The 15,104-nt window shown below is 33.3% G+C and carries 12 protein-coding genes and 1 pseudogene; 12 read left to right on the forward strand and 1 reads right to left on the reverse strand.

Annotated elements, in window-relative coordinates; all coding sequences use genetic code 11:
• Positions 1–77 precede the first annotated feature (77 nt).
• The 5 genes and pseudogenes from COE53_RS08505 (at position 78) to COE53_RS08525 (ending at position 5,113) form a co-directional block, all read left to right on the forward strand.
• Positions 78–359: a hypothetical protein gene (locus COE53_RS08505; protein ID WP_091023814.1), complete on the forward strand. Its 282-nt coding sequence runs from the start codon at positions 78–80 to the stop codon at positions 357–359.
• A gap of 323 nt (positions 360–682) precedes the next feature.
• Positions 683–1,354 carry a response regulator transcription factor gene (locus COE53_RS08510; protein ID WP_091023813.1) on the forward strand — a complete coding sequence of 224 codons (672 nt, stop codon included), beginning with the start codon at positions 683–685 and terminating at the stop codon, positions 1,352–1,354.
• A gap of 8 nt (positions 1,355–1,362) precedes the next feature.
• Complete coding sequence (locus tag COE53_RS08515) at positions 1,363–2,598, forward strand: sensor histidine kinase (RefSeq protein WP_069032828.1); 1,236 nt, start codon at positions 1,363–1,365, stop codon at positions 2,596–2,598.
• 477 nt (positions 2,599–3,075) lie between these two features.
• Positions 3,076–3,318 (forward strand): annotated as a pseudogene (locus COE53_RS08520) (glycerol kinase); the annotation flags it as partial.
• Between the two features lie 148 nt (positions 3,319–3,466).
• Complete coding sequence (locus tag COE53_RS08525) at positions 3,467–5,113, forward strand: glycerol-3-phosphate dehydrogenase/oxidase (protein WP_091023812.1); 1,647 nt, start codon at positions 3,467–3,469, stop codon at positions 5,111–5,113.
• Between the two features lie 79 nt (positions 5,114–5,192).
• Here COE53_RS08525 and COE53_RS08530 read toward each other — a convergent pair whose 3' ends face one another.
• The gene (locus COE53_RS08530; protein ID WP_091023811.1) at positions 5,193–5,774 is read right to left on the reverse strand and encodes a DNA-3-methyladenine glycosylase; all 582 of its coding nucleotides are present in this window, start codon (positions 5,772–5,774) and stop codon (positions 5,193–5,195) included.
• 218 nt (positions 5,775–5,992) lie between these two features.
• On the opposite strand from COE53_RS08530, the gene COE53_RS08535 reads away from it, so the two are divergent.
• The 7 genes from COE53_RS08535 to COE53_RS08565 all read left to right on the forward strand — a co-directional run bounded on the left by COE53_RS08535 (position 5,993) and on the right by COE53_RS08565 (position 15,094).
• Positions 5,993–8,380, forward strand: coding sequence for an immune inhibitor A domain-containing protein (locus COE53_RS08535; RefSeq protein WP_069032831.1), 2,388 nt, complete (start codon positions 5,993–5,995; stop codon positions 8,378–8,380).
• Between the two features lie 481 nt (positions 8,381–8,861).
• A complete protein-coding gene (locus tag COE53_RS08540; protein WP_483295426.1) occupies positions 8,862–9,881 on the forward strand; it encodes a Bug family tripartite tricarboxylate transporter substrate binding protein in 1,020 nt (339 codons plus the stop codon).
• Between the two features lie 62 nt (positions 9,882–9,943).
• Positions 9,944–10,396: a tripartite tricarboxylate transporter TctB family protein gene (locus COE53_RS08545; RefSeq protein ID WP_069032832.1), complete on the forward strand. Its 453-nt coding sequence runs from the start codon at positions 9,944–9,946 to the stop codon at positions 10,394–10,396.
• Positions 10,397–10,441: 45 nt separating this feature from the next.
• A complete protein-coding gene (locus COE53_RS08550) occupies positions 10,442–11,947 on the forward strand; it encodes a tripartite tricarboxylate transporter permease (protein ID WP_420488132.1) in 1,506 nt (501 codons plus the stop codon).
• A 69-nt stretch (positions 11,948–12,016) separates the two neighbouring features.
• A complete protein-coding gene (locus COE53_RS08555; RefSeq protein WP_091023809.1) occupies positions 12,017–13,651 on the forward strand; it encodes an ATP-binding protein in 1,635 nt (544 codons plus the stop codon).
• On the forward strand, positions 13,617–14,318 hold the full coding sequence (locus COE53_RS08560; RefSeq protein ID WP_091023808.1) for a response regulator: 702 nt from the start codon (positions 13,617–13,619) through the stop codon (positions 14,316–14,318). The genes COE53_RS08555 and COE53_RS08560 overlap by 35 nt, the downstream gene beginning before the upstream one ends.
• Before the next feature lie 236 nt (positions 14,319–14,554).
• Entirely contained in the window at positions 14,555–15,094 is a 540-nt protein-coding gene (locus COE53_RS08565) for a GNAT family N-acetyltransferase (RefSeq protein WP_091023807.1), read from the forward strand.
• Positions 15,095–15,104: the final 10 nt, after the last annotated feature.

A 15,104-nucleotide genomic window follows, 5' to 3' on the forward strand; every position in this document is an offset into this window, starting at 1 on the left:
TCAGATAAGTTATTAAGTAAAAATTAAGGATTCTATTACATAATGTAATTAAACAATATAAAGGAGTGGGATTAGTGATGGAAGATTTAGAATCAAATTTAGTAGAAAAAAAACAAAAAGCGAATTTGAAGAACCGTTCAACTACGGGTGCGTTTTCGCCTAAAGTCATTTCTATTTTATTAGTTATCAATTTAGTAATTGGCATTTTTACGTTAATTGGAGTTGGTTATTTAAGTTATAAAAATAATAATCGAACGGAAATGATGAGAAACTTCCGAAATGGAGGAGGCTTCCCACAAAATGGTGGCGGAGGTTATTTCAATCAACAACCAGGAGGATCATCAGGTAGCAGCAATTAAGGAAAAGCCAGAGTTATTGCACATATTAAGGATGATAAAACTTACAAGCTATAATCGGTAAACATGAACAAGAAACAGATATACAATTACAATTTTTAATCGAATCATTCGTACTTAGCTTATTTGGTGGTATGATAAGTGTAAGCGTAATAAAACTGTATTCAATTATTATCATTACATTTTCTCTATTAGTTGGGGTGATTTTTTTAGAGACCCTGTAGAACTTCAAATATGAGACCAATTCAAGCAGTACGATTTGAATATATAAAGGGGAGCGTTGTTATACGATGAACGCTTTTTTTTAGTCTAATGGAGGCAAAAAAGTGAGAATTTTAGTTGTAGAGGATCATATAGAAGTTTTAAATTCAATCGTTGAATTATTATCAAATGATTTTAAAGTAGATAAGGCGTTAGAAGGGGAAGAAGGCTTTTTCTTAGCGATGCAAAACATATATGATGTGATTGTATTAGATGTAATGCTGCCTGAGAAAAATGGTTTTGAAATTGTTAAGGATTTGAGAAAAGTAGGGGTACATACACCAGTTCTTTTTCTAACTGCCAAAGATTCACTAGAAGATCGTGTTGAAGGATTAAACTTAGGAGCGGACGATTATTTAGTAAAACCATTTCAAGGGCCAGAGTTACTAGCAAGAATCTACGCTTTACTTAGAAGAAGTGGTAAATTAACAATTGATAGTTCATTGAAGTATCAAGGAATTATTTTAAAAGGAAAAGAGCATCCTGTTGAAATAAATAATGAATCGATTCATTTAACAATTAAACAATATGAGTTACTAGAATACTTCATTCAAAACCAAGGTAAGATTTTAATGAAAGAACAAATTTTTGATAGAATTTGGGGATTTGATTCTGATACTACTGTTGCAATCGTTGAAGTATATGTACATCAGCTCCGAAAAAAACTAGAACCATTTAATTATGGTAGTATGATTAAGACTGTCAGAGGAATCGGATATATTATGAAAGATGACTAGGTGAAGAGATGTTTAAGAAAACCAAAATTCGATTAACGATTATAAATTCAGTAGTATTTATCTTAATAATAGGAATCCTTTCATTAATTATTTATTCATATACAAATAATCGTTTATATAAAGAAGTTGATCAATCACTTTTATGGAATATTAATCGTATACAAAATAGTGATAATCCAAACCGTTTACCAATTTCAAATCGAGATCCACGCGTTTTAATGATCATGTGGGATGAAAATAAAAAATTAGTAAATCCCATGCCTGGTATGAATGCGATTATTTTACAAGATGAACTTAAGTATCCTACAAAAATAAACGAAATTTATAATGATAAAATCGGTGATATGAATTATCGAACGATCTCAATTCAAGGTGAAACAAATCGAGGGAAAATTACACTGCAAATATTACGTAATATCGACTCGGAAAAGGATTTAGTTGATACATTATTAATCATATTAATCGTTGGTTGGATTTTGGGAAGTGCATTATCAGTTGTAGCAGGGTATATTTTGGCTGGACGTGCCTTAGTACCAATAACAAATGCGTGGCAAAAACAACAAGAGTTCGTATCAGATGCTTCTCATGAAATTCGAACACCTTTAACTGTAATTCAGTCTCGTTTGGAGTTATTGCTCAGAGAGCCAGATGCAACAATCGAAGAAAAGGCACAAGACTTTTCAATTATGTTAAAAGAAAATAGGCGACTTTCCAAACTAGTAGCAAGCTTATTAACCTTAGCTAGATCAGATTCAGGGCAAATACAATTAAATAAAAAAATATTCTCCTTAAATGAATTGCTAGAAGAAGTTGTTTCACACTTCACTGAAATCATTTCATTTCAAAGTAAAGAAATATTTTTATCAATTAAAGATACGTATTTTTATTTTGGTGATCAAGAAAGAATTCACCAATTACTTGTGATTTTAATTGATAATGCAATGAAATTTACAAACGAAAATGATACGATTCAAATTAGCTGTAAACAGGTGAAAAATAACTTTCTAATTAAGGTTATAGATAGCGGAGTCGGAATTAAAGAAGAAAACCTTCCTCGAATATTTGACCGTTTCTTCCAGGAGGATGTTTCACGTACATCCAAAAATGGAATTGGACTTGGCTTATCAATTGCAAAATGGATTGTTGAAGAACATGGTGGGAAAATCAAAGTTCAAAGTGAAAAAGGAGAAGGGACTAGTTTTGAAGTATCTTTACCAATTATGACCTCTTCAAAAAACAGTTAAATGCCAAGCTATCGTAGCCACTTAAGAAAGTCATTTGGTGATTTCCCCAAGAAGATAAAGTATATTTCCGACATTATTTCCTAAGAAATAACGTTAAACTACAATAAATTAATTATAAAATAGATTTAATGAAGAATTTTATACTAAGTAAGAAAATCTACTATGATATTAGTAGGTTTTTTTATTTGGATAGGGAAGAAATAATCAAGAAAAAGCTGTCCTTAATAAATGAAATTAAGCTATTTGTAGTAAGAAAGGAATCATTATATGTTAAATAGAATATTTATTTAAGTGAATATAAGTATAATTTTTATTGGAAATGCGGGAAGCCTGAGACCCTGCAGGAACGAGGAGGCTTAAGTCGCGCCCCGTGGAAAGCGATTCTTGTAGTGGAAATCAACACAATTTATTCACAGAAATTAAGACAAAGATTATATAAAAATCTAGTTCCTATTTTTCCTTGACCTGTTTAGAGGGCTGAAGCAATTTCAAAGTGATATTTTAAATGTACCTGTCGAGCGGCCTTTAATAAATGAAACAACAGCCTTAGGTGCAGCTTATTTAGCTGGCTTAGCAGTCGGATTTTGGAAAAACCGAGAAGAAATAGCCGGACAATGGCAAATGGATCGATGCTTGGAACAACAAATGACAACTGAATTAAGTAATGAGCTATATTCAGGCTGGAAAAAAGCAGTTCATGCAACTTTAGCATTTAAATAAGTAAACGGCTTAACTATTTTTTAATTCGAAACTCTAGGACCTTTCTACATGCAGATGTAATTGTAGCGGTCCTTTTTCATTTTAAATTGATTTTTTTTGTGTCGCTTTTTTATGACAACTAGAAAATTTGTTGAAGTGAGGTTTTACAATGGACGAACAATTTTCAAGTTTAAATAGGAAAAGGATTAAGAAAACATTAGCTGAAAAAGAGTTCGATTTATTAGTGATTGGTGGAGGAATAACAGGTTGTGGTATTGCACTTGATGCTACTACTAGAGGGATGAGTACGGCCCTAGTTGAGATGCAGGATTTTGCATCGGGTACATCTAGTCGTTCTACTAAGCTAGTTCATGGTGGTTTACGATATTTAAAACAGTATGAATTTAAAATGGTAGCAGAGGTTGGCAAAGAACGTGCAATTGTTTATGAAATTGGTCCACATGTGACTACACCTGAAAGAATGCTACTTCCCATATATAAGGGTGGGACTTTTGGTAAGTTTACTACTTCTATTGGCCTTAGATTATATGACTACCTAGCTGGTGTAAAAAAAGATGAACGAAAGAAAATGTTAAATCGAAAAGAAACGATCGAAAAGGAGCCATTAATTAAAAGAGAGGGGCTTAAAGCTGGAGGATATTACGTTGAATATCGAACCGATGATGCTCGCCTTACAATAGAAGTTATAAAAAAAGCAGTTGAACACGGAGCACAGGCAATCAATTATGTAAAAGTGACAGATTTCATCTATGAAAATAATAGAATAGTAGGAGTCAAAGCAATCGATTTAATATCGAAAGTACCTTTTACAATTCGGGCAAAGAGGATTGTTAACGCAACCGGACCATGGGTTGACCAACTTAGGGAAATGGAACGATTAGAAAGTGATAAAAATCTTAGACTAACAAAAGGGGTTCATTTAGTAATTGATCATAAAAAGTTTCCTTTAAATCAGTCTGTCTATTTTGATACGGTGGACGGTCGGATGGTCTTTGCCATTCCAAGAGATGGAAAGACTTATATTGGTACAACAGATACTTTTTTTGATCGAGATACCGCTAATCCAAAAGTAAGTAATGATGATAGGGAATATATATTAAATTGCGTTCAGTATATGTTTCCAACAATAAAGCTGGAAGATACTGACGTTGAATCAAGTTGGGCTGGCATTCGTCCTTTAATTTTGGAAGAAGGTAAGGATCCTTCTGAAATCTCAAGAAAGGATGAGATTTGGGAATCATCCTCTGGGTTAATTTCAATAGCTGGGGGAAAGTTAACAGGCTACCGGAAAATGGCAGAGACAATTGTAGACCTTATTACAAAAGATAAAGAAAATAGATTTAAAGAATGTCAGACTAAAACTTTACCAATATCCGGTGGCGATGTTGGGGGATCAAAAGGTTTTAATTATTTTAAAAAACGATTTTCATCTGCTGGTATTGCAATTGGATTAAATGAATCGGAATATAAAAGATTAAGTAAAATATACGGATCGAATATAGAACATTTAATGAATATATCATTTAGTGAATTGAAAAATGATTCTAATCTACCACTATCATTATTTTTACAATTAGAATATGGAATTCAAAACGAAATGATTGTAAAGCCAGTCGACTTTTTTATTAGGAGAACTGGATTTTTATATTTTCAAATTGATCTAGTTAATAAGTATAAAGACGAAGTGATTCGTTATATGGCGAATAGATTAAGCTGGAATAAGTACCAAATTTTAGAATATCGTTTGGAATTGGAAGAGCAAATAAAAAATGCAGTTTCTTCATCTGATGAATGATGTTTAAAATAGGTTCCGAAATTAAGAATACCCAGACTGTTTGAAAGCGAGAATTCGTCAACAGCCTGGGTATTTTTTATTATCTTGAAACAAATTTATTTTCCGTAATCCAAAATCTCCATGGATAGTCCCGCGCTTCACCGGTATTTTCAATACCGATTCTAGGTCCACTACTAATATGTTCTGGTTTAATTCCTTCTTTGATGTAAACGGGAGGGAGCCAAATTGGTTTTCCATAAGATTCCATCGTAATATTCAATGCTTTTGTAAGCTTACCTGGTCCATTCGTTAAATTAGAAATGGGTTGATTTTTTCGAAATTCGATCATTTTTTCAATCCCGTCTACAGGTTCTAGTGCTCTAATTAATATTGCATTAGGAATGCCAACTTCCCCGCAAACAACATTTATTAAGGTATGAGTGTGCATTTGATAAGTATAGATGAATCCTGGCTCATGAAACATAATTTCTGTCCGTTTCGTACGTCGGTTTTGAAAACTATGTGCAGCACGATCATCTGGGCCCATATATGCCTCGGTCTCTACGATCATTCCAGAAAGTTCCAATTCATCAGTACGATGAACTAAGATACAGCCCAATAGCTCCTTTGCTAATTGTAAAGTTGGTTTTAAAAAGAAATCTTTTTTAATTGTCGAATTCATAATAAACTCCTCGAAATTTGATTAATAAAAAGAGAAAATGTATTTTCTTGTCACTGAAATAAGAATATGTACCTATTCCTAATGTTAAAAAAACATTAAAAATGGATTAAATAGATTAAGTAAATCATTAGAAATTATTCATAATTACTCATTGTACAATGCCCCTTAAGCTAGTACTATTTAATTTGTTGGAAGATTCTGAAAAGGGGTGTAGATTTATGGCAAGACCATCATACTGGAAGGTATTATCGAGTGTATCACTTGCTGCAGCATTAAGTATGTCCATTTTTTCAACTGGAGTTACTTCAAAAGCAGCAATTCCTACTGAAAGTGAAAGTAAGCAGTTAGTAGAAAGTCCTTATTTAGATTTAAACGTAGTGGATGAAGAAAGATTAGAAAAGGCTTTAAGAGACAGAGGCGTGATCAAAGATTCTGATAGTGCTGAAGTAGCTAAAGAAAAAGTACAAGCATACATAAAAGAAAAACAAGGTGAATATAAAGAGAAAGTACAAGCACAATCTCAGTCAGAAATTGCTGATAAACAAAGAGCAACATTAGAAAAACGAAAAGCTCAACTTTTATCACAATTAAATAAAGGACACGAAAACTATAAAAAAGGCAAACCAACTGGTGTAGTAAAAGTTGATTCTGCTAAACAGGCTAGCTATAACGGCGGAGTTCGTGAAGATAAGGTATTAGTAATTTTAACTGAATTCGCTGATTTCAAACATAACAATATTGATAAACAAAATGGGTACATGTACTCTGATGATTTCAGCAAAAAACATTACGAAGACATGCTTTTCGGAGATAAAGAATTTACTTTACACGATGGCTCTAAAGTAAAAACTTTTAAACAATTTTATGAAGAGCAATCTGGTGGGAGCTATACTGTTAAGGGTACAGTTACAAACTGGTTAACAGTTGCTGGTAATGCAGCTGATTATGGCGATGATAGCCCAACTGGTGGACATGATAACTTAGCACCAAAAGGTCCTCGTGATCTAGTTAAAGAATCACTACGTGCTGCAATTAATTCAGGTATTAATTTAGCTGATTTTGATGATCTAGATATTTATGACCTTGATGGCGATGGAAATATTAATGAGCCTGACGGATTAGTGGATCACTTAATGGTTCTTCATGCTGGAACTGGTCAAGAAGCTGGTGGCGGTAAATTAGGAGATAAAGCGATCTGGTCACATCGTTGGACTTTAAATGGAGTAACTACTTTCTCCGGAACAAAATCAAAATCTACAAATTGGAACGGATTGATGGCTGCATATGATTACACAATTGAGCCAGAAGATGGAGCAGTTGGTGTATTCGCTCATGAATTCGGTCATGATTTAGGATTACCAGATGAGTACGATACCGGGTACACTGGAAATGGTGAACCAGTTGCTTCTTGGTCAATCATGAGTGGTGGTAGTTGGAACGGTGCAATCGCAGGTACAACACCTACAAGTTTCTCACCACAAAACAAAGAGTACTTCCAAAAAACTTATGGTGGAAACTGGGCAAATATGACTGAAGTAGACTATAAGGATATTGATGAAAAAGGTATTGCTGCTATTATCGATCAAAGTGTTACTAAATCAAATAACCCAGGTGTGGTAAAAGTTAACTTACCAAAGAAAGAAGTAAAAAGTAAAATTCAACCTCAATTTGGTGCTAAGTATTACTTTAGTACAAAAGGTGATAACCTTCATACTACGATGACTTCACCAGTATTTAATTTAACAGCAGCTACAAATGCAAGCTTCGCTGTAAAAGCAAACTATGAAGTTGAATACAATTATGACTATCTGTATGTAAATGTATTAGATGCTGCAACAGGTGCTAAACTTGCAACAATTGATACGATTGGTGATGAAAATACTGCAGGTGGACTTGAAACATCTAAAGGACTTTGGGTAGATAAAGTTTATGACTTATCTGCATACAAAGGCAAAAATGTAAAAGTTCAATTTGAATATGTAACTGATGGTGGACTAGCTCCTGAAGGATTTGCTTTCGACGAAGCAAAATTAACTGTTGACGGTGCAGTTAAATTTACTGATGGTGCGGAAGGAACTCCAGCATTTACATTAGACAAAGCAACTGTATCAAATGGTACTGATTTTAAAGATCACTACTACTACTTAGAGTGGAGAAACTATGCTGGCTCTGATAAAGCATTAGAATATGCTCGTGGGGTTAAGTATAATACTGGTTTAGTAGTATGGTATGGTGATGATAGCTACACAGATAACTGGACAGGTGTTCACCCTGGTGAAGGTTTCTTAGGTGTTGTAGATGCTCATCCAGAAGCTATGGTTGGTACATTAAATGGTAAACCATCTGTATCACAAAGTACACGTTACCAAGTAGCTGACGCTGCTTTTAGTTACGACAAATCACCTGAATTCTATATTAATTCACCATCTCGTGGAATCTTTGACTATGATGGACTATCTGGTGTAACAGAATTCAATGATTCAAATAGTTACCAAAATACTTTAATTCCAGATGCAGGAAGAAAAGTACCTAACTACGGCTTAAAATTCCAAGTAATTGGAGAAGCAAAAGATAATTCAGCTGGTGCTGTTTGGATTCATAAGTAAGATAAAAGAATACGAGTCTGATATAAATTCAGACTCGTATTCTTTTTTTTGTTTTTATAGACTGCACCGAAAAATGAGTTATTCAATTAGTCTATTGGTTAATTTCGGTTATAGCTTTTCATGAGTATGATCTTTTTGTCTTCTTGTTTTTTTACATATTCATGAGCAGGTTATGAGTAAGTAAATTACAAAATCCAGCGTAAATAGTTCCTCATGACCCCGTTATGAGGAAGTAATATACGAAATCCAGCGTAAATAGTTCCTCATGATCCCGTATGAGTAAGTAAATTACAAAATCCAAACTACGCCTCTGTTTCCACCTAAAGGCTCACCAATCGGAAAGTTTTCTTTATCGTGGTTTTTATGAACAAAATGGTTTTAATGGACTTTACGTCTTTAACGTTCATAAAAACTTTTTTCAGAATTATTAAACTATAATACTTGTATTAGAAAGCGTTTCCAAAAAAGGGAGGAACTATAGGTGAAATTTAAAAAGACTGGTTTGTTTGTAATGACTTCTTTAATTACTGTGAGTCTTGCAGCATGTAAAAGTAGTAGTGTAACAACGGGAAGCAATAACTCAACTTATCCTAATAAGGCAATTTCGGTTGTAGCACCATCAGGAGCAGGCGGCGGATGGGATTTAACAGCTAGATCGTTTACTAAAGTATTAAGTGAAACAAAACTTGTTAAAGAACCTATGACGGTTGAAAATAAGCCAGGTGGTGGCGGTACGGTATTCATGGCCGAGTATGCTACTCAAGATAAAGCTAATAATGAAAAATTATTTGTAAACTCACCACCTATTATTATTAACAACTTGAAAAAAGAAGGAAATAGTCCTTATGGCTATAAAAATAGTACTCCATTAGCACAGCTAACAAAGGATTATGGTGCAATCGTTGTAAAGGCTGATTCTAAGTATAAAGATTTAAAATCACTTTTAGATGATATTAAAAAGAATCCGAAGAATATTACTTTAGCTGGGGGTTCTGCTCCAGGGTCAATGGATCATTTAGTCGGAATTTTACCTGCTTATAAATACGGTATTGATCCTACGAAAATTAAGTATGTATCGTATGATGGTGGTTCAGAGGCAATAACAGCATTATTAGGTAATAATGCGGATGTCATTTCGACTGATGTCTCTAGTACGCTTGAGTTTGTTAAATCAGGTAAAGTTAAAGTTTTAGCAGTAACATCACCTGAACGTTTACAAGGAGATGTTTTGTCTAAGTTTCCAACAGCTAAAGAACAAGGCATTGATGCTGAGTTTATCATTTGGCGTGGGATTTTTGGACCAGAGAAAATGTCTAAGGATGCATACACATATTGGGAGAAAACAATTTCAAAATTAGTTGAAACAAAAGAATGGAAAGAAGAAGTAGAAAAGCAAGGCTGGCAGCCAGAATATAAAGATGGTAAAGAATTTAATTCGTTTTTATCAGAACAAGAAACACAAGTTCAAGATTTATTAAAAGCATTAGGAATGAATAAATAATTGAAATAAAGAAGGGGGATCACACTCCTTCTTTTCCATTACTGAACTAAAGAGGTGAGATTATGAATAAAAAATTTGATCGATTAGCAGCAATCATTTTTCTTATTACAGGTATTACTTTTATTTTAGAAAGTCGGAGTATAGCAGCTACTGCTTATGGAAGTGTAGTTGGTCCGAACGTTTTTCCATTTATACTTGGCTGTGCGCTTTCTTTATTAAGCTGTAGGTTATTTTACGAAACATTTTCTTATAAGGGAAAAGAGCAGGAAGCAGTTCAATATAATTATAAGCAATTTTTTATCATCCTAGCTTCAGCAATTCTTTACGCACTTTTACTTGAGAAAATCGGTTTTATTATTAGTTCGTTTTTATTCCTAATTGTAGCAATCCAAACAATGGAGCGAGGAAACTGGATAAAATCACTTTCGATTTCATTAGGTTATTCACTTATTATTTATTTTATTTTTGTCGATGTTTTAAAAGGCACGTTACCGGTTTGGTCAATTTGGTTTTAGAAAAAAGAAGGGAGAGTTATTAACTTGAGTACTTTTCAATATTTAATGCAGGGATTTGAAACTGCATTTACATGGTACAACTTATTGTTCGCCTTTGCCGGCGTATTAATTGGTACAGCAGTAGGGGTATTACCTGGTATCGGGCCAATGAGTGGGGTCGCTTTACTAATACCTGTTACTGCTTCGGTAACTGGTTTTTTAGGACCTGAGCAAGCAGCGGGCAGTGCAATTATATTATTAGCTGGTGTATATTATGGTGCTATGTATGGTGGTTCTACTACATCAATTTTATTAAATACTCCAGGTGAATCTTCATCGGTAGTGACAACCTTAGATGGTTATCAAATGGCTAAAAAAGGTAGAGCAGGAAGTGCTTTGTCAATTGCAGCAATAGGTTCATTTGTGGCAGGTATTTTTACTCTTATTGCACTGATCGTATTAGCAAAACCATTATCGGCATTAGCAATAAAGTTCGGTCCAGCTGAATATTTTTCATTAATGCTTCTTGGTTTATGTGCTGTAAGTGGACTAGCAGGAAAGTCAGTAACAAAAGCATTAATTATGACGATCTTTGGACTACTACTAGCTACAATTGGAATTGATTCTGTATCAGGAGTTTCTCGTTTTACATATGACATTCCATGGCTATATCAAGGGCTAGAATTTTTAACAGTAGCGGTAGGATTATTTGCGCTAGGGGAAGTATTTAAAACAATTATTGAAAATGAAGTTGAAGATGGCGAGATGGCAAAGATTAATAATTTATTACCATCTAAAGAGGAATTAAAAGAAAGTGTTGCTCCGATCGCTAGGGGCTCTGTTTTAGGATTTTTCGTCGGTTTATTACCGGGAGCGGGTGCTATTTTAGCTTCATTTTTTGCTTATATTTTAGAAAAGAAAGTCAGTAAAACGCCAGAAAAGTTTGGAACTGGTACAATTGCTGGGGTTGCTTCTCCTGAGTCAGCAAATAATGCCGCGTCTGGCGGAGCGATGATTCCTTTATTAACTTTAGGGATCCCAAGTTCAGGAACAACAGCAATCCTAATGGGTGCTTTAATGATGTATAACATACAACCGGGACCACTGCTTTTCGATGAACATCCTGATGTTGCATGGGGATTAATTGCAAGTATGTTTATTGGTAACGTAATGCTTATTATCTTAAACATGCCTCTAGTGAAAATATTTGCAAAAATTATTCAAACGCCAAAGAAATACTTATTGCCACTTATTGTAGCCATTTCAATATTTGGTGTTTATGCCGTACAAGTATCAGTAAATGATTTACTTCTATTAATAGCATGTGGTATTTTTGGATATTTCCTTTCTAAAAATGATTTTCCAATCGCACCACTAGTATTAGGTATCGTTTTAGGTCCAATGATTGAGAATAATTTAAGAAGAGCTTTAACTGTATCAAATGGTGATTATAGTATTTTCTTTACTCATCCTATTTCATTAGTATTTTTAATAATTGGAGTACTTTGGATCCTCATTCCAATTATTATTAAATTGAAGGGTAAAGAAGTAGTTATTAATGTAGAAGCTTAAAATATTCTAACAAAACTCCTTTTATTAAAGGAGTTTTTTGATTATTATAAAAATATAAGGAGAAATTTTATGCGTTTACATTATAAGTTAATCATCTTTATTTCTGTTCTCATTTTAGTTATTAGTAGTGTTTTTGAAATAGTATCTCAAGAAATGTTTCTAAAAAACCTTAAACATGAAAAGGGATTAAAGGCCTTAGCTATTTCTCAAACTGTGGCAAATATGCCAGAAGTTCGTGAAGCATTTTCAAGTGAAAATCCATCAGGAATCATTCAGCCAATCGTTGAACAAATTCGAAAGAAAGTTGGAGCGGAGTTTATCGTTGTTGGAAATATAAATGAAGTACGCTATTCACATCCAAACCCATTCCTAATTGGGAAGAAAATGGTTGGAGGAGATAATGATAAAGTATTTAAGGGAAAGGAAATCGTATCAGAATCAACTGGTACACTTGGCCCTTCTTTAAGAGGAAAAACTCCTATTTTTGATGATAATGGTAACGTAATTGGAGTTGTTTCTGTAGGTTACTTAATAAAAGATATTGATCATGAGGCACAAACGTTTAGTAAAAAACTAATAAAAAATAGTATTGTCATATTACTTCTTGGAATAGGTGTAGCTTTTTTAATCTCATTTAATATAAAAAAATCGATCTTCGGATTGGAGCCGAAAGAAATTGGAAGGATGTACAAAGAGAAACACGCAATTTTGGAATCGATTCATGAAGGGATTATTGCAATTGATGAATACGGAGAGATTACGGTAGTAAATGAAAATGCTCATAAAGTCCTTTCTATTCCTAATAATATAAAGCTTAGAGGATTGAAAATAGAAGATATATTGCATAATTCGCATCTGAAGAAAGTAGTTGAAACTGGTAAGCCAATTTATGATTTAGAGTTTTTAATAAATGAAAAAGTAATGATTATTAATTGTATACCGATAATTGGAGTGAATTCTAAAATTGTTGGAGCAGTCACAACCTTTAGGGAAAAATCAGAATTGAATAAATTGCTAAATGAACTATCGCAAATAAAAGCATATTCAGAAGGCCTTAGAGCTCAGGCACATGAATATTCGAATAAGTTGCATACAATTTTAGGCTTAATACAGCTTGAATCCTATCAAGAAGCGATTGAATTAATTTCAAAGGAATCAAATATAACTCAAAATATTATCCATTTTATTATGGAAGAAATTTCAGACCCAGTGGTTGCAGGACTTCTTTTAGGCAAAATAAGTTTAGCTAATGAGTTAAAAGTAGACTTTAACATTGATTATAATAGTAGTTTTGCAGATGTCCCAAAAGAAATAAATAGGGAAGACTTAATAACGATAATCGGAAATCTATTAAATAACGCATTCGATGCAGTATTAGAAACAAATAAATCAGAAAAGCTTGTTTCACTATTTCTTACTGATTTAGGTGAAGATTTAGTGATTGAAATTGAGGATAATGCAAATGGTATCCCTGAGGAATTAATCGATGAGATTTTTGAATATGGTATTTCTACTAAGGAGCAATCTAAAAACTCAGGGATCGGACTTCATCTAGTCCAGAGATTGCTCCATAAATTAAACGGACAAATTACTTTTCATTCAAACGAACATGGGGGAACTACATTTATTGTTGCCATTCCGAAACGCCAAAAGGAGAGTAACAGATACGATGAAAAAGAATTTAATAGAAGTGTTAATAGTTGAAGATGATAGTAGAATTGCAGAAATTCATCAGCGATTTATTGAAAGAATAGATGGGTTTAGTGTAATTGGTATTGCGACAAATTACCAAGAAGCAGTTGATTTAATTGAGATTCTAAAACCGCAGCTAGTATTACTAGATGTTTATTTTCCGGATATGAATGGCTTAGATTTTTTACAATGGATGAAGAAAAATTCAATTTTGGCAGATGTTATTATGATTACAGCATCTAAAGAAATCGATTCAGTTAATAAGGCCTTACATTATGGTGTATTTGATTTTATTATTAAGCCAGTTATTTTTGATCGTTTTAAAAAGTCTTTAATTCGTTATGTAAATTATTCAAATAAAGTGCAAAGCCTACAATCAAAAAGTGCGTATCTAACTCAGGAAGAAATAGACGGTCTAATCGGTAAAAATAATTCGGTGATTGAAGAACAAAGTATATACCCTAAAGGCATTGATAAACTTACTTTAGATAAGGTGTTATTTGTGATAAATGAAGTTCATAACGGGATGACTGCTGAGAATATAGGACTGGAAATTGGCGTTAGTCGTACTACTGCCCGGAGATATTTAGAATATCTAGTATCTGAAGGAAAAGTATTAGCGGATTTAGCGTATGGAACGATTGGCAGGCCAGAAAGAGTTTATTTGATAAAAAACTAGATTATTTGATTTAGTAAAGTTTACTTAATGACTATGACAAACCTAACATTTCTGTAACAGGAATTGTGAAAAATCATGAAAAAAGAATCGTCTAAACGCTTGGTATACAAGCGTTTTTTTAAGTTTTTTACAAGTTTATGACAATGTGAGTTTACTAGATTCTAGTTTTTGAAAGCGTTGAAAACCTTCCATTTGTTATATAAAATATACTTTGCAAGAACTACGGAGGGATAGGTATGAAAATACGTTTATTAACAAAAGAAGATGCAGAAATCTATCTTAATATTCGTTTAGAAGGTTTAAAAGAGAATCCTGAAGTTTTTATTACAACTATGGATGAAATACTTGATCAAGATGACCCTATTGAATACAAAGCAGAAATATTGGATCAAGATAAAAATTATACGATCGGTGCATTTACTGACAAAGGTCAATTAATTGGAGTAGCAACTTTAAAAACGTTTGAAAAAGTTAAAGCAGAGCATAAAGGGAAAATTGAGTCTGTCTATGTTTCTCCTAGCGCTCGAAAAATGGGGGCAGGCCATCTTCTAATTGAAGAAGCGATCCACTTAGCAAAGAGCTTTGGACTTGAACAACTTACATTAAATATCGTAGAAGGTAATGAAACAGCAAAGAAACTATATGAAAAACTAGGATTCAAAACATTTGCGAAAACCCCTAATAGTTTAAAATTTAACAATGAATATTGGGACCAAGAGCATATGATGCTTACGTTAATTGCAGGAAATGCTGAAGAAGCAGGGAAAGCAGGGTAAGCAAGTATTG

The organism is Bacillus sp. AFS029533, assembly GCF_002585125.1.
Classification (GTDB): domain Bacteria; phylum Bacillota; class Bacilli; order Bacillales; family Bacillaceae_G; genus Gottfriedia; species Gottfriedia luciferensis_B.

Bases quoted from the DNA above. Each gene is read 5' to 3' on its own strand.
- COE53_RS08505 (WP_091023814.1), top strand. From the start codon at position 78: ATGGAAGATTTAGAATCAAATTTAGTAGAAAAAAAACAAAAAGCGAAT.
- COE53_RS08515 (WP_069032828.1), top strand. From the start codon at position 1,363: ATGTTTAAGAAAACCAAAATTCGATTAACGATTATAAATTCAGTAGTA.
- COE53_RS08525 (WP_091023812.1), top strand. From the start codon at position 3,467: ATGGACGAACAATTTTCAAGTTTAAATAGGAAAAGGATTAAGAAAACA.
- COE53_RS08530 (WP_091023811.1), bottom strand. From the start codon at position 5,774: ATGAATTCGACAATTAAAAAAGATTTCTTTTTAAAACCAACTTTACAA.
- COE53_RS08535 (WP_069032831.1), top strand. From the start codon at position 5,993: ATGGCAAGACCATCATACTGGAAGGTATTATCGAGTGTATCACTTGCT.
- COE53_RS08545 (WP_069032832.1), top strand. From the start codon at position 9,944: ATGAATAAAAAATTTGATCGATTAGCAGCAATCATTTTTCTTATTACA.
- COE53_RS08550 (WP_420488132.1), top strand. From the start codon at position 10,442: ATGCAGGGATTTGAAACTGCATTTACATGGTACAACTTATTGTTCGCC.
- COE53_RS08555 (WP_091023809.1), top strand. From the start codon at position 12,017: ATGCGTTTACATTATAAGTTAATCATCTTTATTTCTGTTCTCATTTTA.
- COE53_RS08560 (WP_091023808.1), top strand. From the start codon at position 13,617: ATGAAAAAGAATTTAATAGAAGTGTTAATAGTTGAAGATGATAGTAGA.
- COE53_RS08565 (WP_091023807.1), top strand. From the start codon at position 14,555: ATGAAAATACGTTTATTAACAAAAGAAGATGCAGAAATCTATCTTAAT.